The sequence below is a fragment of the Paenibacillus sp. CMAA1364 genome (genome assembly GCF_054373195.1).
Window position 1 is genome coordinate 34335 of sequence record NZ_JBITNB010000015.1, and the last position, 21706, is coordinate 56040.

Below are 21706 nucleotides of genomic sequence, written 5' to 3' on the forward strand. Positions count from 1 at the left end.
TTTCATGTAGCCTTTTTTTGTTGCCAGTCATAGTGAAGGCTCACTGGATGCATATGGAGAGGCATGAGAATGATGGGGAGGATGAGACATGAAATTTTACACATTCAAGCTACCAAGGTTCTTGGGGGGATTTGTCAAAGCCATTCTGAACACATTTAATAAAAATTGACACTAACTCTACCCTATTGTGTAACCTTTGCACAAAACTCTGACCGCAGCGTAGCGGACTCGGTCAGAGACACCAAAAAAGCACCTACTCAAAAGAAGGTGCTTTTTGCTTATATGCTATTGTTGGCATTATGCGCGAGCAATTTTACCTGATTTCAATGCACGTGTGCTAACATAAACACGTTTTACCTTACCATCCACCAAAATACGGACTTTCTGTACGTTAACGCCCCAAGTCCGACGGTTGCGGTTGTTGGCGTGAGATACATGGTTACCAGTGCCTGGTTTTTTACCTGTAATATAACATTTGCGAGACATAGATTACACCTCCTTGTTCCAATACACTTACCTAAACAATACTTATATATAGTATCACAGCAAAAAATGCTTAGTCAACCATCGTAAAAACATTTATTTCTTTTCATACTTATAGTACAATGTTGTATAACCTATATTATTATAGTATGGGACTAATATAAGTTGAATTATAGTGCAGTTTTCTTATTGATAACACATAGCCTAGGGGTGAACATCTAAAATTATATTTGCAATTTCATGAATGGTAAAGAAAGCGCGAACTTTGATAGTAAATGTAGTATTATGAATTATAAATAATTGAAGCTAGTTCTTGGTGTATCAAGCTAGGAAGGGGATTTCACACTTGAGTAAGCGTTCTTTGAATGGAACTGATTTTACCGCGATGGTTATACTCGGAGCGGAACAACTACAACAACATGCAGAACATGTGAATTCTCTAAATGTATTTCCTGTACCTGATGGAGATACGGGAACAAACATGAATCTAACCATGACCGCAGGTGTTACTGAACTAAAAAGGAATAATTCTGCATCGATAGGACATAATGCCAGTGTATTATCCAAAGGACTTCTTATGGGAGCACGGGGAAATTCCGGTGTAATTCTGTCACAATTATTCCGTGGATTTGGTCGTTATGTAGCTAATTCAGAAGAATTGAATACACAACAGTTCGCGGCCGCATTGCAGGTTGGCGTTGATACGGCTTACAAGGCCGTTGTTAAGCCTGTTGAGGGCACGATACTCACAGTAGCTAAGGAAGCTGCCAAGCATGCGCTATATATATCTAGACGCAGTAATGACATCGTTGAATTGATGGAGCAAGTGCTTATGAAAGCTAAGGAAGCTTTGGCACATACGCCAGAGTTGTTGCCTGTGCTTAAGCAAGTAGGTGTGGTGGATTCTGGTGGACAAGGACTTGTGTACATTTACGAGGGCTTTCTGCAGCATTTGAAAGGTGGCGCTGGTTCAATAGTTAACCTATCACCAGTTCAACCTATGACAGCTATTCCAAGTGTACCATTGAGTGCTCAATCACGTTTGGAGACGGAGGATATCGAATTTCTATACGATATGGAATTCTTTATTAATCGTCAACTTGGTGGGGAGCAAGTGATTGTATTTGATGAAGATCATTTTCGTAAGGCACTTGGAGTCAATGGCGATTCCATTATTGTCATCGCAGACGATGAGATTATCAAAGTTCATGTGCATTCTAAATCGCCAGGCGAAGTTCTGAATTATGCTTTACAATATGGCGAAATCACACAAATTCATATTTTGAATATGCGAGAGCAACATCGTGATCTGCTGTCAAATGGCCTCGATGGTTCACCGATGCCAGAATTATTTGCAGATATTCCCGTCCAGACAGAAGCTTTGACACCGAATCCAGCAGAACCACCCGCCGATGAAATGGCACCATATGGTTTCATAGCGGTTTCCTCTGGACAAGGTATCACGGATATTTTCACAAGCTTGGGTGTAGATGCTATTCTCTTTGGTGGGCAAACGATGAATCCAAGCACGGAGGATTTCGTCAATGCGATCTCGTCTATTTCAGCAGAACATATCTATTTACTTCCTAACAATTCAAATATCATCCTAGCTGCACAGCAAGCAAAGGAACTATTGGAGGGAGAACGTAACGTTACGGTAATCCCAAGTAAAAGTATTCCGCAAGGTATGGCTGCTGCATTTGCCTTTTCTGAGGAAGAATCGCATGAGAACAATGCCGAAAATATGCTGGCTGCTATAGCGCATGTGAAGTCTGGCCAGATTACTCATGCTATTAGAGATACTGTCATTGATGAGCTTGAGATTAAGGCTGGACAATATATTGGTATTCATAATTCTAATATCGTAGCGGCTAATGAAGATATGCTGGGTGCATGTCAAAATTTGCTATCACAGATGTTGGTGAACCATGATGAGATTGTAACGGTTCTAGCAGGTGAAGAAGCTGACCCGCAAACGACATCTCAACTCGAAGCTTGGTTGCAATCAGAGTATCCCAGAGCAGAGATAGAGATTCATAAGGGTGGGCAACCCATCTATTATTATTTATTCTCAGTTGAATCTTAAATATGATGTAGGGGGGATTTCCTTGACTCATACCGTTATAGTTACGGATAGTACGGCGGATATTCCAGTGGAGTTAGTAAAAGAGCTTGGCATTCATGTCATTCCGTTACGGTTACAGTTCGGTGAGGAATCTCTGTTGGATGGCGTAGAGATTTCGGCTGAGGAATTCTATAATCGGTTAGATAAGGTTACAGAGTTGCCAACGACATCTCAACCTTCACCTGCGGATTATATTCGGGTATACGAGCAAATTCAACAGGAGCATCCTAAGGCATCGATTCTGTCTATTCATATTTCCTCCGGTTTAAGTGGGACGTATCAATCGGCACTGATCGCCAAATCAATGGTCGATGAATCATTTGATATTACGGTTGTTGATTCTCTGTCAGCTTCATATGGTTTTGGTCTGCTCGTTGTTCATGCAGCGCGTCTGGCTAATCAAGGAATGCAAGTTGCGGATATTGCTGTCGCCGTTGAACAGTTACGTATGCAACGCAAGTTGTATTTCCTAGTGGATACATTAGAGTACCTGCAAAAAGGCGGAAGAATAGGCAAGGCTGCGGCATTATTCGGTACTTTACTTAATATTAAGCCGATTCTCTCTATTGATAAAGAAGGGATTATCTATCCCGTTGAAAAGGTAAGAGGTCGTAATAAGGCTGTGGCACGCATGATTGAGTTGTTCCAACAAGATCTCGGTGATGTTGTGAAAATAAATGTGGCGGTAGGCCATACGGTGAATCCTGCAACTGCGGAGTCTTTCTTAACAGAACTCTCCAGTCACTTCCAGCTCGAAGAAGTCGTGCTAACGAACGTAGGATCTGTCGTAGGAAGCCATGTGGGCAGAGGAACCATTGCTGTATTTATATGGCCTGCCTGAATTGAGGTATAAATGATGAACATGAACCTATCTTTGGATCAGGTATCTGTTAAACAAGTCCGCGGCGTGAGTGCTCTCAAAGAAGGAGAGCTTCACGCCTTTGGCATTTTTACAGTTAAAGATTTATTAGAGTACTATCCATATCGTTATGAGGATTACCGCCTCCGTTCTTTAAGTGAGGTTCAAAGTGGGGATAAGATTACGATTCAAGCCAAAGTGATTGGGATCCCTGTGTTACAACGATTTAGCGGTAAATCGCGCCTGAGTTGCAAGATGATGGCGGAGGAATGGATGTTCACGGCAACTTGGTTTAACCGTCATTTCCTGCGTGATCAATTGACTGTCGGTCGTGAGATTATTCTGAATGGCAAATGGGAACAGAATCGAATGCAGATCACGGTGTCTGATTCGGAGTTCCCAGATCAAGGTGTGAAGCGTGGAGGCACCCTACAGCCTGTCTATTCTATAGGGGCTAAGATTACTCAGGCATGGATGCGTAAGACAATTGGACAGGCTCTGGTGCAGTATGGAGAGATGATTCCGGAGATACTACCACAGCCGTTGTTAAAGAAATACCAATTCTTATCTCGCAAAAAGGCGATTTCTATCATTCATCAACCTGTGGATACAGAAGAAGGTCAACAGGGTAGACAGCGAATGGTGTATGAGGAATTATTCTTGTTCCAATTGAAGATGCAGGCATTCCGATCTTTAAGTAGAGGACGTATGGATGGTGTAGTTCATACGGTGGAGAATGCGGTTATACGTGAATTCGTAAGAAGTCTTCCGTTTGAACTAACGGATGCTCAAAAGAGGGTGGAATTAGAAATCTTGCGGGATATGCGTTCTTCTTATTGTATGAACCGCTTGCTTCAAGGCGATGTGGGTTCAGGTAAAACGATTATCGCTGCCATCGCTCTATTCGTAACGGTACGGTCTGGCTTTCAAGGTGCACTAATGGTGCCTACGGAGATACTATCAGAACAACATTTGCGATCATTGGTGCGTATATTTGAGCCGTTCGGCATATCTGTAGGACTACTTACAGGTAGTGTCACGGGACGTAAGCGTAAAGATATACTGGCTTCGTTACAAATGGGAATGATCGATATTGTGGTAGGTACACATGCCTTGATTCAAGACGAAGTATTCTTCCGCAACCTTGGATTGGTTGTCACCGATGAGCAACATCGCTTCGGAGTTAATCAGCGGAGTGTACTTCGACGTAAAGGTTACAACCCAGATGTATTGACCATGACAGCCACACCCATCCCGCGTACGTTAGCGATCACAGCTTTTGGTGATATGGATGTGTCAACACTTGATGAGCGTCCTAAAGGGCGTATACCGATATCTACGTACTGGGTGAAGCATAGTATGATGGATCGTGTGCTTGGATTCATCTCGAAGGAAGTGGATCAAGGACGACAAGCTTATCTGATCTGTCCGTTAATTGAAGAATCGGAGAAGCTAGATGTGCAGAACGTGATTGATCTTCACATTCAGATGCAACAGGCTTTTCCAACCTATCGTATTGGACTATTGCATGGTCGAATGACACCTGCTGACAAGGAAGAGATGATGCAAGCTTTTAATCGTAATGAAGTGAATCTGCTTGTCTCGACCACGGTGGTGGAAGTAGGAGTTGACGTTCCTAATGCGACGCTCATGATTATTATGGATGCCGATCGATTTGGACTCTCGCAGTTACATCAATTGCGGGGGCGCGTAGGAAGAGGTCAGCATGCTTCTTATTGTGTATTGATCGCTGACCCCAAGTCGGAGGTAGGGCAGGAACGAATGAGGGTCATGACAGATACAGATGATGGATTCGAGGTATCCCGCCGTGACCTTGAACTACGAGGGCCTGGTGATTTCTTTGGTACGAAACAAAGTGGCCTACCTGAATTTCGATTAGCTGACATGGTGGCTGATTTTGCCGTGTTAGAGCAAGCACGTGATGATGTTGCCGAATTGATTGCAGAACCGTTATTCTGGACATCACCCACATATGATTCGCTTAGGCATAATTTGCAACAAGAACAGATTTTTCAAGATAGTCTAATAGATTAGGCACAATGGACAACACCCTCGTCATATACTGAGAAAGACTATATTTGACGGGAGGTGCTGATCTTGGGTTATCAACAGTATGGAATTACGCCGCAGTTAGTGGAGCGGATTAAATTAAAGATGAAGAATCCAGCGACGAAAGATCGTGTGAAAGAATTCCTTCATGGCATCACTAAAAAGGATTTGCAGAATACTCCTAAGGTACAACGGCTGGTAAAATCAACAGCAAATATATTGAATGAGAAGCTTACACCTGCTGAAGAGGAGAAAATTGTTAAATTCGTCGTAGGAGAACGTATTGACCCTAATAATACGTTCCATCTAATTAAGCTGTGGGGTATGTTTCGGTAGTTCATACTTAGATTGAAGAGTCCGTGAGACAATGGATTGTGGATGAAGACATCCTTTCGCACATCGTTTATGTGTGAAGGATGTCTTTATTTCATTTCTCCAGCCAACTTCCCCACATATCTCCCAATCCTCACGCTGATTTCAGCCCGCATAAAGTCTCTTGTCATCATGAATTGATTCTCATATCCACGACAAATATAGCGATAGGTGAGTTCGGAATCATTCTTGCTATCTTCAAATAGACGAATATGTCTGTCGAAGAGAGCCTTTTTGGATTTGTGGACATCTTCACGTATATGGTTGGCGAGAACCTTTCCGGCGGTGGCGTACAATAACTTAAGCATTTGGGGGGACCGTTCAACCTCCAAGATCTTCCTCTCAACAATATGGAGAGCGACGGGAAGAAGGACATATTCGCGCATCATATCTAGTTCTCTTCTTGTCGGAGGTTCTTTTGATAAATGCGTATTATCATGTAGTACAGACATGGACATCGATTGTTCTTTATGCTGAGGTAGCATCATGCGACTGGATTCCCATAAGCCGTTTCCTTCTAATTTCTTACTCATTTATAATGCCCTCCAATTTTATGCGATCTTTCTAGGGCCTGACCTGAACTGGTTAATGATGAGGCTCTTATAATAGCGGTAGTGCCATAACGTTCCTTAATGGCATCGGTAACTTGATCTAAGGCACGTGACTTGATCTGATCATCAAATAGTGTCAGTTGATATTCTTGATCCGATGCGAAGCTACTCAGTGTAAGACCAATTCGACGTACAGGGAGCGTATTCCAATAGCGGTAAAAGACGGATTTGGCAGCTTCGTAGACAACATTCGTGTTGTTGGTCGGATCAGGCATTTTCATTTGTCTAGAGAAGCGAGTAGGGTCGTCGTAAGGAATACACATGCAACTTACCGAAACGACAGAACCCATATATCCTTTGCGGCGGCAATCACGACAGACTTCTTCTGTTAGTTCAAGCAATATGGTGTTTATCTGATCTGTGTCTATATAATCCTTAGGGAGCGTCATCATATGACTAACTGATTTGGGTGCTGTATTAAAAGTGCCCGGTGTAACAGGGGAGTCATCCAACCCATTAGCTGTTCTCCACATCACCTCGGCTTGAATATCACTTTGTTTACCAAAACGCGCTCGGAACTGTTCCTTTAATCGCGGTAAGGGTGTTCTAGCGATATCCCCGATGGTGTGCATGCCAAGACGCGAGAAGTGTGCTGTCATACGGGAGCCGACACCAAACATTTTATTCACAGGCTGGGGCCATAATAACGATTCGACTTCTGATTTAGGTAAGGTAAATATGCCAGTCTTATTTTTTTTGGCCCAGATATCTGTTGCAATCTTAGCAAGTATCTTATTGGAACTGATGCCTACTCGTACCTTGACACCAGTCTGCTGAATGACTTTATACTGTATCGATTCCGCCATTGTAATTGGATCTCCGAACATCCGCAGACTTCCAGAGATGTCTAAGAACTGCTCATCGATAGAGAAAATCTCAACGAGGTCGGTATACTCCATGTAAATCTGTGTAATCATTAGTGAAATATCAATGTAATGTTGCATTCGAGGACGCATGACGATTAGATCAGGACATTTATTCAGAGCTTCACCCAATCGTTCTGCTGTCGTAATCCCGTAACTTTTAGCTATAGGACAGGCTGCAAGGATTATGCCAGAGCGTCGCGAGGGGTCCCCAGCCACAACAAGGGGCTTATCTTTGTATTGTGGGTAATCCGCCTTTTCTACGCTAGCGTAGAAGCTCTGACAATCGGCTAAGAGGATAACTCGGTCGTGCTTGTGATTCTTCATGTTAACTACCTCCGCGTAAGCTCATAAGTAGCGTGATTAGCTCCGCTCGTATCAAACTCCTTAAGATGTGGAAATGGTGGGTATAACCACGAACCTGATACTCAACATCGATACCGAGCCTGTTCATTTCTGTGTTTAGCATGATAATTTGTCGTTGCTTCATTCTTTGCTTAAGGTTGTGTAATATGGAATAGATGGATTGTTCAATTTCTTGCAAATGATAAATAACATATTTGTATATGAGTTTATCTGGATACATCGCTAAGTACTCACTATCTCTTGCCAGCATATCCAATAGAACGGGCAGCAACGTGTATTCTTTAACGATCTGAATATCTTCTTCTGTTTCAATGCTTGGATGAGCATTCATTATTTACACCACCAAATAGGGGAACGTATATTCTTATTGTATTATACTACGAACATGCGTTCGTTATGCAATGTATTTTTTGGAAGATGGGTATGTACTTCTGTTATAATAGATCTAATAACGTGAACAACGGCCTTTTGTGTGAAAGTCTATAACATAATGGAGGAACAGAAATGATTCTACATAAAGGAGAAATCTTATTTCATCAAGGGGATGGAGGGGAATATCTATATCATGTAAAAAGCGGTCTGTTTAAGGTGACAAGACTTCATGAGAACGGAAATATGGTATTGTTCAATATTCTATATTCGGGAGAGACTGTCCCACATCATTCCCTTATTACACCGAAAGAGACGCATGGTACGGCTATCGCGCTAATGCGAAGTGAAGTGGAGATGATACCTGCTAACGAATGGTATCGCCAATTGCGTGAAGAACCTGGCAAGCCGATGGAAGTAGCTATATTGCTACAGGAGAAGCTACGCTTTATGCAGCAAAGACTTGATCACTTAACTGTGGGTACACCTGCAGAACGTCTAGCCTTGCTGACAGAATGGTTAAGTGATTATTCGCATGGGGTGGATGTAACGGAGTTATTAACGCAAGAGGAGATAGGTCAGTTAATTGGAGTTCGTAGAGAAACGGTCAATCGATTATTGCGTTTGAAGTAACAATAACATAAAGGGGCTATGGTTCGGATCCGTAATGGATCTCAACCATAGCCCCTTCGTATAGAGGTGATAAGCAGACAATGCTGCTTAAGCTTATATATTAATCCTCTAGGCTACCTGCAGGACCGAAGAACTCGAAATGAATTCGTTCAGCAGGTACTTTCCATTCTAGAAGTGCTTTGAATATAGCGCTCATAAAAGGTGTAGGTCCACAAAAGTAGAAGTCAGCGTCGTGATCTACGACTCCTTGGAGCCAAGGTAGATCGATGTAGCCAGATTTATGACAAGTATCGTCTTCGTTTGGCGACTCATAACATACATAAGATGTAAGTTGAGGATGACATTGTTCAAGTTCCCCCACTAACCCTTTCATGGCATGTAATTGGCCATTAATGGCAGCGTGTATATAGGTTACTTTACGCTGAGGTTGTTCAGCAGCTAAAGTCTCAAGCATACTAACCATTGGCGTAAGTCCTACTCCACCGCTAATAAGGACGACCGGAATATCTTTGGTGCTATCTAATGTGAAGTCACCAGCTGGAGCACTTACTTCTAATATTGAACCAACATTAACTTCTTCGTGAAGGTATGTTGACACAACACCTGCAGGCTTCTCTTCACCCGCTTCTTCACGTTTCACGGTGATGCGATAATATGGATGTCCCGATGCAGTAGATAGACTGTAGTGACGAACCTGAGTATATTCCTGGTCTTTTGGTTGCACGCGTAAGGTAATATATTGTCCTGGTAAATAAGCAGAAATGTCGCCACCATCTCGTGGTCTGAGATAGAAGGAAGTGATTAGTTCACTTTCTTTTATTTTCTGATCGACAACGAACTCTCTGAATCCGCTCCAACCCCCGGGTGCTTCTGCCGCTTCACGATATTTCTCTACTTCAATCCCGATAAATGCATCAGCAATGACACCATAAGCATCTGCCCAAGCATTCAAGATTTCTGGCGTAGCTGCATCACCAAGAACCTGAGCAATAGCGGCTAACAAATTCTCGCCCACAATTGGATAATGTTCAGGTAGTACACCAAGTGCACGGTGTTTCTCTGCGATTTGTTTCACAACAGGCAGAATATTTCCAAGCTGATCAATATTAGCTGCAGCCGCAAGAACGGCATTGGCAAGTGCTGTCTGTTGTTTACCTTGACGTTGATTAGCATGATTAAATATATTTAACAATTCAGGATGATTCTCGAATAACATCCCGTAGAAGGCAGTGGTGATTGTTTTTCCATGTACCTGTAATACAGGTACGGTTGATTTTATAATATCAATAGTGCGTTGGTCTAACATAAATAGATAACCTCTTTCCTACAATCAGATATTTGCTACTTCTAACATCGTATAGAAAATAGGAATAGCAGAGTGTGCGCTTCGTCACAGGAAAAAATGAGAATCTGTGAACATACAGTAAATAGCAATGACATTCATCACACGAAAAAAGAAAAACCAAGGATATCAATGTGACATCGTTGGTTCTCCCGTATCAAGTCCATCATCGGTGACTCTTAGAATAGCGACAGCTCCCTTGGTAGCGTCATTGAACTGATGTGTCACAATAGGATAATCGCCCGCTTGTGTTACAACAAACTCTACAACAGCGCCGCCGCTAGCTGGAAGCATGACGGTCTGTAGGCCATACATCATATTCTTGGGGTTACCATCAATGTAGACAACATCCATGATTGCTCCTACGATATGGAAAGAAGATACCCTGTTTGGACCAACATTGTTAACGTATAGCCGAACCCGGTCTCCAACCTTAGCGAGTAAAGGGTGTTCCTTCAATGTAAAGTCATCTCCGTTGAATACGACATATTCAGGAGCATCTTCTAAGAAAGCGTTGAAATCATGCTCTGCATACCACTCACTTTGAACAATAGTATACTCGCGATCTACCTTCTTATCCGTCGGATAACCATCTGTAGGTTCAACGATGATGATGCCGTACATGCCATTAGCAATATGCTCCAATACCGGGGATGACCCACAGTGATACATGAAGACACCAGGCATGTTTGCAGGATAAACGAAAGTGCCATGTTCAAGTGGCATAATATCCACGAAGTTCTTGCTTGGAGCAACTTGCACAGCATGGAAATCCATCGAGTGAGGCATATTGGGATCCATATTGTTAAGTGTGAAATGAAGGGTATCTCCTTGTTTCACTCGAAGAACGGGACCCGGAACCGTACCATTAAACGTCCAAGCATTGTAGAAAACCCCAGTAGATATTTCTACGTTGGTGACTTGTGCAGTCATTTCAATGTTGACGATGTTCCCATCTCGCACAATAACAGGCTCAACTGGTGGCTGATTCAGAGCTTCGGGGATGGGTTCTTCTTCGACAATGATCACCGGATTCACAAAGAAACCAGATACAATAATAACAAATCCGATGATAACAACGACATATAATTTCCAATTGAACATGATCTATAACCTCCGTTTTGAACTTACATATATCCGAGATCTTCCTTCGCTTCATCGGACATAAGACTTGGTGACCATGCAGGTTCCCATACGACTTTGACGTCGACAGACTGAACATCAGGCAATGTTTCTAGCGCTCGATTCACACCGCCTACGATCATATCATGCATAGGACAACCGGGGGTGGTAAGTGTCATTACAATGGATACTGCTCCATCCACAAACTGTATGTCATAGATAAGACCAAGATCGACGATGTTAACACCGAGTTCGGGGTCATATACCGCTTTGAGACGTTCTGTTATAAAATCCATTTCAAATCCTCCTCATATCACATCTATTTCCGAAATACATTCGCAACCAGGCTTATATACAAAAGGGAACTTAGAGCAAGTAAACTTCCGGCAATCGATGTGAGCCATGGCTGGTTCCAACTTAGACCAATCGTAAGCACGAACAATGAACTAACGATAACGGATAATCCAATATGCACATAACGATCATCGATCAAATCGGTCATCGTAGGTATCTTTTCTTTTCCAATTAAGGGACCGTATTTATGTGTCCACCACAGGAATGGCACGATCTTAGAAAGATAGGATAGCAACGTTAGTCCGACCCAACCCCATAAGTACAACCAGCCAAGAATAACGATCATCCGGGATTGTTCCATAATATCGGGAATGAAGGGGATCAGGATAACAAGGCAAATTCCAATGAGCGTCAAAGCATGTGCGGATGAATAAGCCCATTTCATACCAATACCAGGATTGGGTTTATGACGATGTGCAACGATTTGTGATAGATGAATGGAATACGTGATCAGGGCAAGTACAACTAGCAATAAAGAGGTCCATTTCAACCATCCAGGTCCATTCAACAAGAATGATGTAGCGCCAACGAGCACCCCTGCATTCCACAGCGAAATCACAAGCTTCTGTAGTATTTCTGGATGCCCATGTGATAGGTAGAACATAGGAAGCATTTTATAACTGAATCCTGTAATAAGGAGTCCGAACCATCCGATAGCTGCGAAACAGATGTGGGCACCAAGCAATTGCTCGTGGAAGTCGCCCCACTGATCGAAATAGAAGTTCATCCCCATCAGCATGCCGGAGGTACCTGTAAGTACAAGATAGAATACGGAGCATGCAACGCTGATCGTAATCGAATTCCATTTCTTCGCACGAACGAGTGTGACACCAATATTAATTGCGAACAACAAGATACCTATGAAAGCTAATGTGGCAAATATGGCAATCGACATCACCTGCATGGATTGAAAACTAATGAGCAAACCAATCGTTCCCACTGTGAAGAATCCGTAATGAACAAATCCAAGATTTTTACTGAATAAGCTATGGTTCTGAAGTACAACGGGAATCAGTTGGTATATCGCACCCATTGCAATCATTGTAGCCCAACCAAGGACGAGTAAATGTACGCGAAACCACCCTGTAGGATACCTAGGCTGATCACCCAAGATCGTCAGCCACGATGCGAAATCGAATAAGGAGAATAATTGAAATAACGCAAAGCTGATCAGACCGGTAATAATGAACAGAAATGGCAGGCGAAACATGTGAACACACCCCCTTATTTTTTATGAATATGAATTCGGGCTGATCCGTCAGGCTGTTCTTCGACATTGTAGTCATAACCCAAGGAATTTAGCTCTTCGATGAGAAATACAGGTACTCTATCATTATGGATAATGACTTGATCCCCGGGAAGGGCATCTTCCAGTTTCTTTAACGTTCGTATCATCGGTTGCGGTGGCTCTAACCCACGATTATCTAACTCGTAAGTCTGAGAAGGATGAGAATCGGAAGGGCATTCTTGTGCCTGTTCGGTATCTAGTTCTTGCTGATATTCCTGTATATTCGCGAGCTTATGATCGCTGTCTTTATGCACGAATGTAATGACCCAATGATCAGATGCTAATTTCTCTGTTTTATGAGAATATCCTTTTGTTTTCAAGAGTCCAAATAAAGGTGTCGGCTTAAATGTGGCATGTAGTATAAAGATATCATCTTTATGGAGTGATTTGACCGTGTCCATAATGATCTTAAAAGGCTCAACCTTCTTACGTAAATAAGGACGAACATCCAACTCCACAGTCTGTCCTGTATGATCCATGTGATCAACTCCTAAAAGTTTTTTTGTAGCGACACTTCCAGAATAAGCTTCGTAAAAAAACTTGCATCGGAAGCATGGGCCTTGAGTTTTTTGTAGCAACACTTCCAGAATAAGCTTCGTAAAAAAACTTGCATCGGAAGCATGGGCTTTGAGTTTTTTGTAGCAACACTCCTAAGTTTAAATATCCGACGGATATATTTCCTTGGCTTTGTCGTACAAAGCAGCCATACCACCGTACAAGGCATAGAAGAATGAATCTGGTGCATCAAGGGAGAAGTTATTGTATTGCTTCGGATCGATCCCTAGCATGAATTCAAATAATGCGGCACTGTCATAGGCGTAGAAACAGAAATAAGTATACTCAAAAACAGGCATTTTCTCATAAATCGTTACAATATCACGAGCATACAGGGATATGTCCCTCGCAGCTTCTGTTACCATCGAGATAGCATCCTCTAAACGAACACCAATCTTGATGGTTGTGTCATTTATAATTGTAATCTCAGCCATAATGATCAGCCCTCCAATCTAGTGATCGCGACACGAAATATATCGGGACCTTGTTCGAGATATTCCCATGTGAACTCATTAGGGTTGACGGTAACTGTAATTGTATTCATAGTTCAATTCCTCCTGAGAATAATTATCATTACATGCCTCATTATAAAAGATATAAGGATTGCCATTGTGATTATAATCACAATGAGTTGAAAGAGATTGTTCTACGCTTTAGTAAGAGTTACCATAGTTGATGGTTCTTTGTTATACGTGGCATCCTCAACTAGCCTATATCAGATGTACTATGAATATAAAAAAGAAATCAGGAGGAATATAAATGAATAAGTGGATAAAGATAACCGTTATAATAAGTATGATGGTGCTAATCTTAACGGCATGCGTACAAGGAGAGACAAGTAATTCTAATGCAAGTTCGACCGGTAAGACGAAGGAATTCACGATTGAAGCGACATCATTTGAATTTGATATTACAGTCATGAAGGTCAAACAGGGTGATAAGGTCAAAATCAATTTAAAAAATAAAAAGGGCTACCATGGCATCAAAATAGAAGGATATAACAAAGAGGTTCGTCCGAATCGTTCGATTTCATTTGTAGCGAAAGAAAAAGGGGAATTTGAATATAAATGTGCTGCTTATTGTGGTGCTGGGCATAACAAAATGGTCGGAAAATTAATCGTACAATAGTAGATTGAAGATACATTATATTGGTGATATGCAGATTTTTTTAAATTAGAGGTTCAGAAATACAGCTAATGGTGATATAATGTAAAAGAACATATCCAAAAAGAGAAAGGATCAGGATACCATGTGTCCCCGAAGGAACATTCCCCAAAGGACGATCTGGAAACGTTATGATCTCTCATACACTTAGCGTACCTCGTGGAGATAAAGTCGGATATTCATGACAAACTTTGCGAAAGAGGGAAGCTAAGTATGCGAAGGACAAAGTCCTCAAAGTTTCTCCTAGTAGCAGGTTGTCTCATCTATGACCACAATCTACTATAAAGAGGGAAACTTGTATGAGGAAAAGAGAACAACTGATTTCTATGTTGCCGCAAGTCGCTGTAATGCTATTTGGAACACTATTGATGGCTTTTGCTTACTATCACATTAATTTTCAGAATCATTTAACCGAAGGTGGATTTGTTGGTCTAGCGTTACTTGGGAAATACGTATTAGGTCTACCACCAGCACTAACTATGCTTGCATTGGATATCCCAGTGTTAGTAATCGCGTTATTCGTTAAGGGACGTACGTTTCTTGTGAATACGATGATTGCTACAACATCCTTTTCAATATTCTATGCTTTTTTTGAACGCTATTCATTTATCGTTATCGATTTGCAGAATAATTTATTCATTGCGGCACTTCTATCAGGTTTATTAACTGGATTGGCTACAGGTCTTGTATTACGTTTCGGTGGGGCGAGTGGCGGTGATGATATATTGTCACTTTTTGTTAGTCGTTTGACTGGATTGAAGTTAGGCACTGTATTCTTCTTGTTTGATGCGATCGTATTATTGCTATCTTTGTTCTACATGCCAATAAGAGAGACATTATATACGATTCTCGCTGTAAGTATTGCGGGAAGAGTGATCACGTTCACGGTGACATCTGGAAGAAAGAGTCCATCAACCCAACGCTCGTTATTCAAACGTAAGGTCAATGGAACTTTACCAGTACAGCAACAACATGCAAAGACGGTACCTGCAATGCAAAATGCACATTAATAGTAAGATACGAAATTATCCTATCGTTCGTCAAAGGATGAAGTATAGGGTAAACGTATCTAATCCGAAATAACCACGACGTTTCTTCATAGGAACGTCGTGGTTATTTGTTATCTACCTATTGTATTGCAAAACATCCATACACAGGAGAACAAGCCAGCGATCTTGTCGCTGGCTTGTTGATGTGCCTCGAGGTTTACTCAAACAATATCTTATACTCAGAATAACCTTCTTCATCTAACTGTTCCAGTGGTATAAATCGCAGTGCAGCAGAGTTAATGCAATATCTCAGACCTGTAGGATCCGGACCATCATTAAAGACATGACCAAGATGGGAATCGGCTTCTCTACTTCGTACTTCAGTACGGATCATGAAATGGCTCGAATCTGATTTCTCTCGAACCGTATAGTCACGAAGAGGACGTGTGAAGCTTGGCCAGCCACAACCTGCATCGAATTTATCCAGTGAACTGAAAAGCGCTTCACCTGACACGATATCTACATAAATACCGGCACCATCATGATCCCAGAACTCGTTCTGAAATGCAGGTTCTGTACCATTGTTCTGTGTTACCGCATATTGAACAGGCGTTAGTCGTTCTTTCAATTCCTCTTTATCTACAATAGTAGACCAGTGTGTCTGGATGTAATCCTCACGTCCGGAACCTTTGCGATAGCGGTAATAATGACCGGGGTTCTTCTTGTGATAATCTTGATGATGCTCTTCTGCTAAGTAGAATGGTTTAGCTGGCAGAATGGGCGTGACAATAGGTTTATCGAAACGCTGGCTTTGCTCTAATACTTGTTTAGAGTGTTCTGCTTTCACACGCTGTCCTTCAGTATGATAGAAGATGGCAGTGCCATAAGAGTCACCTCTATCATGGAACTGTCCCCCGGCATCCGTGGGATCGATCTGTTGCCAGAAAAGATCAAGTAATTTATCATATGGGAAAATATTAGGATCATAAGTTATTTCAACGGCTTCCACGTGTCCTGTTGTATGTGTGCATACTTCTTCATACGTTGGGTTCACTGTATGTCCACCTGTATATCCAGATACTACCTTGATAATGCCCGGAAGTTCTTCGAACGGGCTTACCATGCACCAGAAACATCCCCCGGCAAAAGTAGCTTTCTCAAATGTGTGTGATTGTAAATTGCTCATGATTTCACTCCGTTTCTTAAACTGTAGATGATATAAGTCACTTCTATTATAATGCATTTGGTGCTTAGAACCAAGGACGGGTAGATATCAAGGCCATTTAGAACGTTGAAGGCTTGGCAGATAGCGATGTAGGCCGTAAACTTTGTTATAATATAAAAAAGCATAAAAAGGTTTTAAATTCGTGTTGAGGAGTTGTAACCAATGGATGATGAATATAACAAAGAAAGGCAACAATCCATGGAAGAGCATATTAAGAAGAGTTATCGGCAAGATGAAGATATGATGATTTTGGTCTTTGCCCAGTGGTGTCTTAATCAACAGCTAGACCCGTTCCAGTTATATCAGCAAGCGTATCCCCAGCAATCCCATAATGAACAATTAACAAGAGTGATGGAGTTAACGGTGGATCAGGATGAAGCTGGAGACATTGCAGACGATACGGTGCTTGGTGTATTATCTCTTTTTGGTAATGATGATTTGGCATATGTAGTGACAGAAGCAATCTCAAGAAGACCATAATGATTAGTTCAAGAGTTCCCTATTCGCTATACGGAATTGTTTAGGAGACATGCCGTACCTAGCTCTAAACACACGGTGGAAGTAAGTATAACTCGCAAATCCAGAAGTCTCGGCCACGTTGTCAAGCGATAGCGGACTAAATATAACACGTTCTCTAGCCATATCCAGTCTTACATCAAGTGTGTACTGCATAATACTTGTATCAAATGTCTGTTTAAATAAGTGCACGGCTCGTGAAATGCTAATGCCAACATGTGCAGCAACATCTTCTAACTTAAATGTGTATGTCGCATTCTCTTCTATATAATGTTTAATCTGATAGGCAAGATATGTTTTGTGAGTTGTTTTGGGTTGTTCTAGTAATAACCGATCGACTTCTAAACACAAAATTCTCATAAAATATCCTGAAATCTCTGGATAGGGATTTTCCAATCTCCGTTGTTCTAGCACAATTTGGCGGAACAAGCTAAGGAAACTCTCATGAAGAGGTATATTGACCCGAGTAGGACGAGATGAAGAATTCCACCATTGATCTACCCAATCTCCACCGAAGAAGATATGGTAATCTCCACTTTCGATGATGGATTCGCCAAGAGAATTGGTTTCGTGATCGACTTTTAGTTCATACGGTTCATCTGGAGAATATAACAATAAGTCGCCTGTTTTAATCAATCCTAATTTGCCGTCATACAATGCACGACATCGACCATCCGTCTGAAGGCGAATAAGATATCTGCTATTCCCATCTAAATGTAACGAGTAGAACGGTTTACTATGGAATGAGAATCCTGCAACATACACTTGACAAGAATCTATGGAGTTCATTACGAGACATCCTTTCAGTATGAAAATAAATTATGACCAGATTGTTCATGTTTCAATCATATTATTCATTTTAATATAATACGATTAGGATTACTATGTGAGTAGATCGTTTACAATCTATAATGAAGAGATGGTGTTCTAGCAAAGTTAATCTTATAAATCCAATTAGGGGTGAATTAATCATGTTACAAGTAGGATTACAACTATATACTATCCGTGATCAAATGGAGACAGATTTCGAAGGTACACTAAAGAAAGTTGCTGAACTAGGATATAAAGGTGTGGAGTTCCATGCATTCTTTGGACGTAGCAGTTCTGAAGTAAAGAGATTGTTAGATGAGAACGGACTTGAAGTCATTGGAACACATTTACCCTATGAGGACTTGCTAGGGGATATACAGTCTATCATTACGTATAATCAAGAGATTGGGAATAAGAATCTCATCATTCCTCATTTAACAGAAGAACAACGCAAATGGGATGAAGTGTTCGACAATCTTACAAGAATAGGCGAGAAGTGTAAAGAACAAGGGATGGTACTTCTTTATCATAATCATGATTTTGAATTTAAGGAATCCTACGGTAATCAAACGGCGTTTGATGCTATGTATGAGGCTGTACCTGCATCATTACTTCAGGTAGAAATGGATACATGCTGGGTACACTTTGCAGGATATGATGCCGTAGAGTACATTCATAAATATAAGGGTCGTTTACCTCTTGTTCACTGGAAAGATGTGGTGAGACAAGAGGATGGGACTGCACTAACTGTTGAATTTGGTCATGGTGAAGTCGACTTAGTTGCCATTGCGGAAGCTGCGAATCAAGTTGGAGTAGAGTGGCTGATCGTAGAACAGGATGTATGTGTTAATCCATCTATGGAGAGCATCGCAACGAGTATGAATTGGATAAGAAATTATAAGAATAATGGGGGACCCATACATGTCTAAGATATTAAGAATTGGGATCATTGGTTGCGGAGGTATTGCTACAGGGAAACATCTACCCAGTCTTTCGAAACAAGCGAGTGCCGAATTAGTAGCTTTTTGCGATATTATTCCAGAACGTGCAGAAGAAGCTTGCGAGCAATATGGCGCTGAGGGAGCTAAGGTATATAGTGACTTCAGAGAACTGCTGGAAGATAAGAGCATTGATATTATTCATGTATGTACACCTAATGATTCCCACTCCGAGATTACAGTCGCTTCCCTTGAAGCGGGTAAACATGTGATGTGTGAAAAACCAATGGCTAAGACAGCCGCTCAAGCTAGAGCAATGCTCGAAGCTGCACAACGCACAGGTAAAAAGCTGACGATAGGATATCAGAATCGATTCCGTAACGATAGCCAGCATTTGAAGAAAATATGTGACAATAATGAATTAGGCGATATCTATTATGGTAAAGCATTGGCAACTCGTCGTCGTGCTGTTCCAACTTGGGGCGTATTCCTGGATGAAGAGAAGCAAGGTGGTGGCCCACTTATCGATATCGGTACGCATGCTCTTGACTTGACATTATGGTTAATGGATAACTATAAACCAAAAAGTGTGATGGGATCTACATTCCACAAGCTTGGGCATATTGAGAATGCAGCGAATGCTTTCGGATCATGGAATCCAGAAGAATTCAAAGTGGAAGATTCCGCTTTTGGTTTCATTACAATGCAAAATGGTGCAACAATTATGCTTGAAGCAAGCTGGGCATTGAATATCCGTGATTTCAGTGAAGGACGAACGGTTCTTGCTGGAACCGAAGGTGGAGCGGATATGAAGGATGGCCTAACGATCAATGGTGAGAGCTTTAGTCGCCTCTATGAGACAAAGGTAGACTTAGATGCTGGAGGCGTTGCCTTCTACTCAGGTGAGACAGAGACGGATTCGGATCGGGAAGCAAGATTGTGGCTACAAGCTGTAATCGAAGATACAGATCCTGTCGTCATGCCTGAACAGGCATTGGTGGTGACTGAAATACTTGAAGCTATTTATGAATCAGCTAAAACAGGAAAAGCCGTATATTTTGATTAAATAGTGACGTAACAATTATAAATTAGACATCATCTAAGGAGGAACAATAATGAAATTAGGCGTATTTATGGTGTTGTTTGGTGGACGAGAGTTAGAGGATGCGTTAGATTATGTCGTCTCTAAAGGACTTAAAGCAGTTGAGATTGGATCGGGTGGAAATCCAGGTAAATCTCATTGTAATCCAGCGGAACTTCTGAACGATGAGGCTAAGCTTAATCAGTTCAAGCATGCCGTTGAATCGCGTGGACTTACGATAAGTGCGCTGAGCTGTCACGGCAATCCACTTCACCCACAGAAGCATCTAGCACAGGCAGATCATGAAGATTTCGTAAATTCTGTATTACTTGCAGAGAAGCTTGGCGTACCTATTGTAAATACATTCTCGGGTTGTCCTGGCGATCATGAAGATGCTAAATATCCGAACTGGCCTGTTGCACCATGGCCAAATGATTACCAAGAAATTTTGAAATGGCAATGGGAGAATAAAGTCATTCCCTATTGGACAGAACAAGCGAAGTTTGCCAAAGAGCATCATGTGAAGATCGGGTTGGAACTTCATGGTGGCTTCTCTGTACATACACCCGCTACACTTCTTCGTCTGCGTGAAGCAGCCGGTGACACGATTGGTGCGAATCTAGATCCTAGCCACATGTGGTGGCAGGGGATTGATCCTGTCCAAGCTATACACATTCTAGGTCGTGAGGGCGCAATCCATCATTTCCATGCGAAAGACACTGTCATTGATCCTATTAATGTGAATAGATATGGCTTAACCGATATGCAATCCTATGAAAATATGTTAGATCGCGCATGGCAATTCCGTAGTGTAGGTTACGGACATGATATCAAAGTATGGGCTGATATGATGAGCGCTCTACGCTTAGTAGGGTATGATTATGTTGTGAGCATTGAACATGAGGATGGACTGATGTCTGTTGATGAAGGGTTCACCAAAGCTGTAAATAATCTTCAACAAGTTCTCATTGAAGAGCCACTAGGTGAAATGTGGTGGGTATAGCCGTAATATTCACATACGTGCTATAAAGGAGGAGTTGTCCCGAAGTCATGAATAATGACTAGGGACAACTTTTTTTGTATAAGAATAAAATGAATATAGAATGTATAAAAAAAATGACAAAAATGATAAAATGAAATATACTTACGAATTGAAAGCTTGATACCCGTACAATAACGAAGAGGTGAATAACCATGGAATTTGATGAACTACGAATGTGCCCACGTTTTGAAACCGCATTTGCCTTCTTGGGTAAACGTTGGAATGGGCTAATTATTCAAGTCTTAATGAGTGGTCCCAAGAGATTCAAAGATATTTCTAAAACCATTCCTGCCATGAGTGATAAGATGTTATCTGGACGGATGAAGAATCTAGAATTGGAAGGAATCGTTGTTCGTCATGTATATCCGGAGACGCCAGTGCGAATAGAGTATGAATTAACGGATAAAGGTAGAGGGTTAAAACCTGTGATGGATCAGATTCAATCTTGGGCCGAGAGTTGGATTGACTAATGATAAGTAAATGGCATCGATGCTAGGACCTATTTCATGAATTGAAATGGGTCCTTTGT

General features: G+C 41.6%; 25 protein-coding genes. 13 read left to right on the forward strand and 12 right to left on the reverse strand.

Annotation, left to right across the window (positions count from 1 at the left end; all coding sequences use genetic code 11):
* The first annotated feature begins 88 nt into the window (after positions 1-88).
* Positions 89-169: a stage V sporulation protein SpoVM gene (gene spoVM / locus ACH8E3_RS10530; protein WP_068659829.1), complete on the forward strand. Its 81-nt coding sequence runs from the start codon at positions 89-91 to the stop codon at positions 167-169.
* 128 nt (positions 170-297) lie between these two features.
* On the opposite strand, the gene rpmB is transcribed toward spoVM, so the two are convergent.
* A complete protein-coding gene (rpmB, locus tag ACH8E3_RS10535) occupies positions 298-486 on the reverse strand; it encodes a 50S ribosomal protein L28 (RefSeq protein ID WP_458632591.1) in 189 nt (62 codons plus the stop codon).
* 343 nt (positions 487-829) lie between these two features.
* On the opposite strand from rpmB, the gene ACH8E3_RS10540 reads away from it, so the two are divergent.
* The 4 genes from ACH8E3_RS10540 (at position 830) to ACH8E3_RS10555 (ending at position 5873) form a co-directional block, all read left to right on the forward strand.
* On the forward strand, positions 830-2569 hold the full coding sequence (locus tag ACH8E3_RS10540; protein WP_458632592.1) for a DAK2 domain-containing protein: 1740 nt from the start codon (positions 830-832) through the stop codon (positions 2567-2569).
* Between the two features lie 22 nt (positions 2570-2591).
* Positions 2592-3449, forward strand: coding sequence for a DegV family protein (locus ACH8E3_RS10545; protein ID WP_458632593.1), 858 nt, complete (start codon positions 2592-2594; stop codon positions 3447-3449).
* A gap of 21 nt (positions 3450-3470) precedes the next feature.
* Positions 3471-5522: an ATP-dependent DNA helicase RecG gene (gene recG, locus ACH8E3_RS10550; protein ID WP_458632624.1), complete on the forward strand. Its 2052-nt coding sequence runs from the start codon at positions 3471-3473 to the stop codon at positions 5520-5522.
* Between the two features lie 63 nt (positions 5523-5585).
* Positions 5586-5873: a stage VI sporulation protein F gene (locus ACH8E3_RS10555; RefSeq protein WP_458632594.1), complete on the forward strand. Its 288-nt coding sequence runs from the start codon at positions 5586-5588 to the stop codon at positions 5871-5873.
* 86 nt (positions 5874-5959) lie between these two features.
* Here ACH8E3_RS10555 and ACH8E3_RS10560 read toward each other — a convergent pair whose 3' ends face one another.
* The 3 genes from ACH8E3_RS10560 to ACH8E3_RS10570 are packed head-to-tail and all read right to left on the reverse strand — an operon-like array spanning position 5960 to position 8080.
* Positions 5960-6442: a hypothetical protein gene (locus ACH8E3_RS10560; protein WP_458632595.1), complete on the reverse strand. Its 483-nt coding sequence runs from the start codon at positions 6440-6442 to the stop codon at positions 5960-5962.
* Positions 6439-7710 carry a DNA polymerase IV gene (locus tag ACH8E3_RS10565; RefSeq protein ID WP_458632596.1) on the reverse strand — a complete coding sequence of 424 codons (1272 nt, stop codon included), beginning with the start codon at positions 7708-7710 and terminating at the stop codon, positions 6439-6441. The genes ACH8E3_RS10560 and ACH8E3_RS10565 overlap by 4 nt, the downstream gene beginning before the upstream one ends.
* A gap of 1 nt (position 7711) precedes the next feature.
* A complete protein-coding gene (locus ACH8E3_RS10570) occupies positions 7712-8080 on the reverse strand; it encodes a hypothetical protein (protein WP_458632597.1) in 369 nt (122 codons plus the stop codon).
* A gap of 173 nt (positions 8081-8253) precedes the next feature.
* Between ACH8E3_RS10570 and ACH8E3_RS10575 the strand changes: the two genes are divergently transcribed.
* Complete coding sequence (locus tag ACH8E3_RS10575) at positions 8254-8751, forward strand: Crp/Fnr family transcriptional regulator (protein ID WP_458632598.1); 498 nt, start codon at positions 8254-8256, stop codon at positions 8749-8751.
* Between the two features lie 100 nt (positions 8752-8851).
* Here ACH8E3_RS10575 and hmpA read toward each other — a convergent pair whose 3' ends face one another.
* The 6 genes from hmpA to ACH8E3_RS10605 all read right to left on the reverse strand — a co-directional run bounded on the left by hmpA (position 8852) and on the right by ACH8E3_RS10605 (position 13846).
* Complete coding sequence (hmpA, locus tag ACH8E3_RS10580) at positions 8852-10057, reverse strand: NO-inducible flavohemoprotein (protein ID WP_458632599.1); 1206 nt, start codon at positions 10055-10057, stop codon at positions 8852-8854.
* 165 nt (positions 10058-10222) lie between these two features.
* On the reverse strand, positions 10223-11197 hold the full coding sequence (locus ACH8E3_RS10585) for a multicopper oxidase domain-containing protein (protein ID WP_458632600.1): 975 nt from the start codon (positions 11195-11197) through the stop codon (positions 10223-10225).
* Between the two features lie 23 nt (positions 11198-11220).
* Complete coding sequence (locus ACH8E3_RS10590) at positions 11221-11511, reverse strand: metal-sulfur cluster assembly factor (RefSeq protein WP_458632601.1); 291 nt, start codon at positions 11509-11511, stop codon at positions 11221-11223.
* 23 nt (positions 11512-11534) lie between these two features.
* A complete protein-coding gene (locus tag ACH8E3_RS10595) occupies positions 11535-12779 on the reverse strand; it encodes a hypothetical protein (RefSeq protein ID WP_458632602.1) in 1245 nt (414 codons plus the stop codon).
* Between the two features lie 14 nt (positions 12780-12793).
* Complete coding sequence (locus tag ACH8E3_RS10600; RefSeq protein ID WP_458632603.1) at positions 12794-13336, reverse strand: DUF2249 domain-containing protein; 543 nt, start codon at positions 13334-13336, stop codon at positions 12794-12796.
* Between the two features lie 177 nt (positions 13337-13513).
* Complete coding sequence (locus ACH8E3_RS10605; protein ID WP_458632604.1) at positions 13514-13846, reverse strand: hypothetical protein; 333 nt, start codon at positions 13844-13846, stop codon at positions 13514-13516.
* Between the two features lie 325 nt (positions 13847-14171).
* Between ACH8E3_RS10605 and ACH8E3_RS10610 the strand changes: the two genes are divergently transcribed.
* Both ACH8E3_RS10610 and ACH8E3_RS10615 read left to right on the forward strand, forming a co-directional pair.
* Positions 14172-14540: a cupredoxin domain-containing protein gene (locus ACH8E3_RS10610; RefSeq protein WP_458632605.1), complete on the forward strand. Its 369-nt coding sequence runs from the start codon at positions 14172-14174 to the stop codon at positions 14538-14540.
* 335 nt (positions 14541-14875) lie between these two features.
* Complete coding sequence (locus ACH8E3_RS10615) at positions 14876-15586, forward strand: YitT family protein (protein WP_458632606.1); 711 nt, start codon at positions 14876-14878, stop codon at positions 15584-15586.
* A 196-nt stretch (positions 15587-15782) separates the two neighbouring features.
* On the opposite strand, the gene msrB is transcribed toward ACH8E3_RS10615, so the two are convergent.
* A complete protein-coding gene (msrB, locus tag ACH8E3_RS10620; protein ID WP_458632607.1) occupies positions 15783-16751 on the reverse strand; it encodes a peptide-methionine (R)-S-oxide reductase MsrB in 969 nt (322 codons plus the stop codon).
* Between the two features lie 201 nt (positions 16752-16952).
* On the opposite strand from msrB, the gene ACH8E3_RS10625 reads away from it, so the two are divergent.
* Positions 16953-17270 carry a hypothetical protein gene (locus tag ACH8E3_RS10625; RefSeq protein WP_458632608.1) on the forward strand — a complete coding sequence of 106 codons (318 nt, stop codon included), beginning with the start codon at positions 16953-16955 and terminating at the stop codon, positions 17268-17270.
* Positions 17271-17273: 3 nt separating this feature from the next.
* On the opposite strand, the gene ACH8E3_RS10630 is transcribed toward ACH8E3_RS10625, so the two are convergent.
* The gene (locus ACH8E3_RS10630) at positions 17274-18095 is read right to left on the reverse strand and encodes an AraC family transcriptional regulator (RefSeq protein WP_458632609.1); all 822 of its coding nucleotides are present in this window, start codon (positions 18093-18095) and stop codon (positions 17274-17276) included.
* Positions 18096-18277: 182 nt separating this feature from the next.
* Here ACH8E3_RS10630 and ACH8E3_RS10635 point away from each other — a divergent pair, with 182 nt between their 5' ends.
* From ACH8E3_RS10635 to ACH8E3_RS10650, 4 genes are all read left to right on the forward strand, one after another.
* Positions 18278-19045, forward strand: a complete 768-nt coding sequence (locus ACH8E3_RS10635; RefSeq protein WP_458632610.1) for a sugar phosphate isomerase/epimerase family protein — start codon at positions 18278-18280, stop codon at positions 19043-19045.
* On the forward strand, positions 19038-20120 hold the full coding sequence (locus ACH8E3_RS10640; protein ID WP_458632611.1) for a Gfo/Idh/MocA family protein: 1083 nt from the start codon (positions 19038-19040) through the stop codon (positions 20118-20120). Before ACH8E3_RS10635 ends, ACH8E3_RS10640 begins: the two co-directional genes overlap by 8 nt.
* 49 nt (positions 20121-20169) lie before the next feature.
* Entirely contained in the window at positions 20170-21138 is a 969-nt protein-coding gene (locus tag ACH8E3_RS10645; protein WP_458632612.1) for a sugar phosphate isomerase/epimerase family protein, read from the forward strand.
* 191 nt (positions 21139-21329) lie between these two features.
* A complete protein-coding gene (locus tag ACH8E3_RS10650; RefSeq protein ID WP_458632613.1) occupies positions 21330-21647 on the forward strand; it encodes a winged helix-turn-helix transcriptional regulator in 318 nt (105 codons plus the stop codon).
* Positions 21648-21706 lie beyond the last annotated feature (59 nt).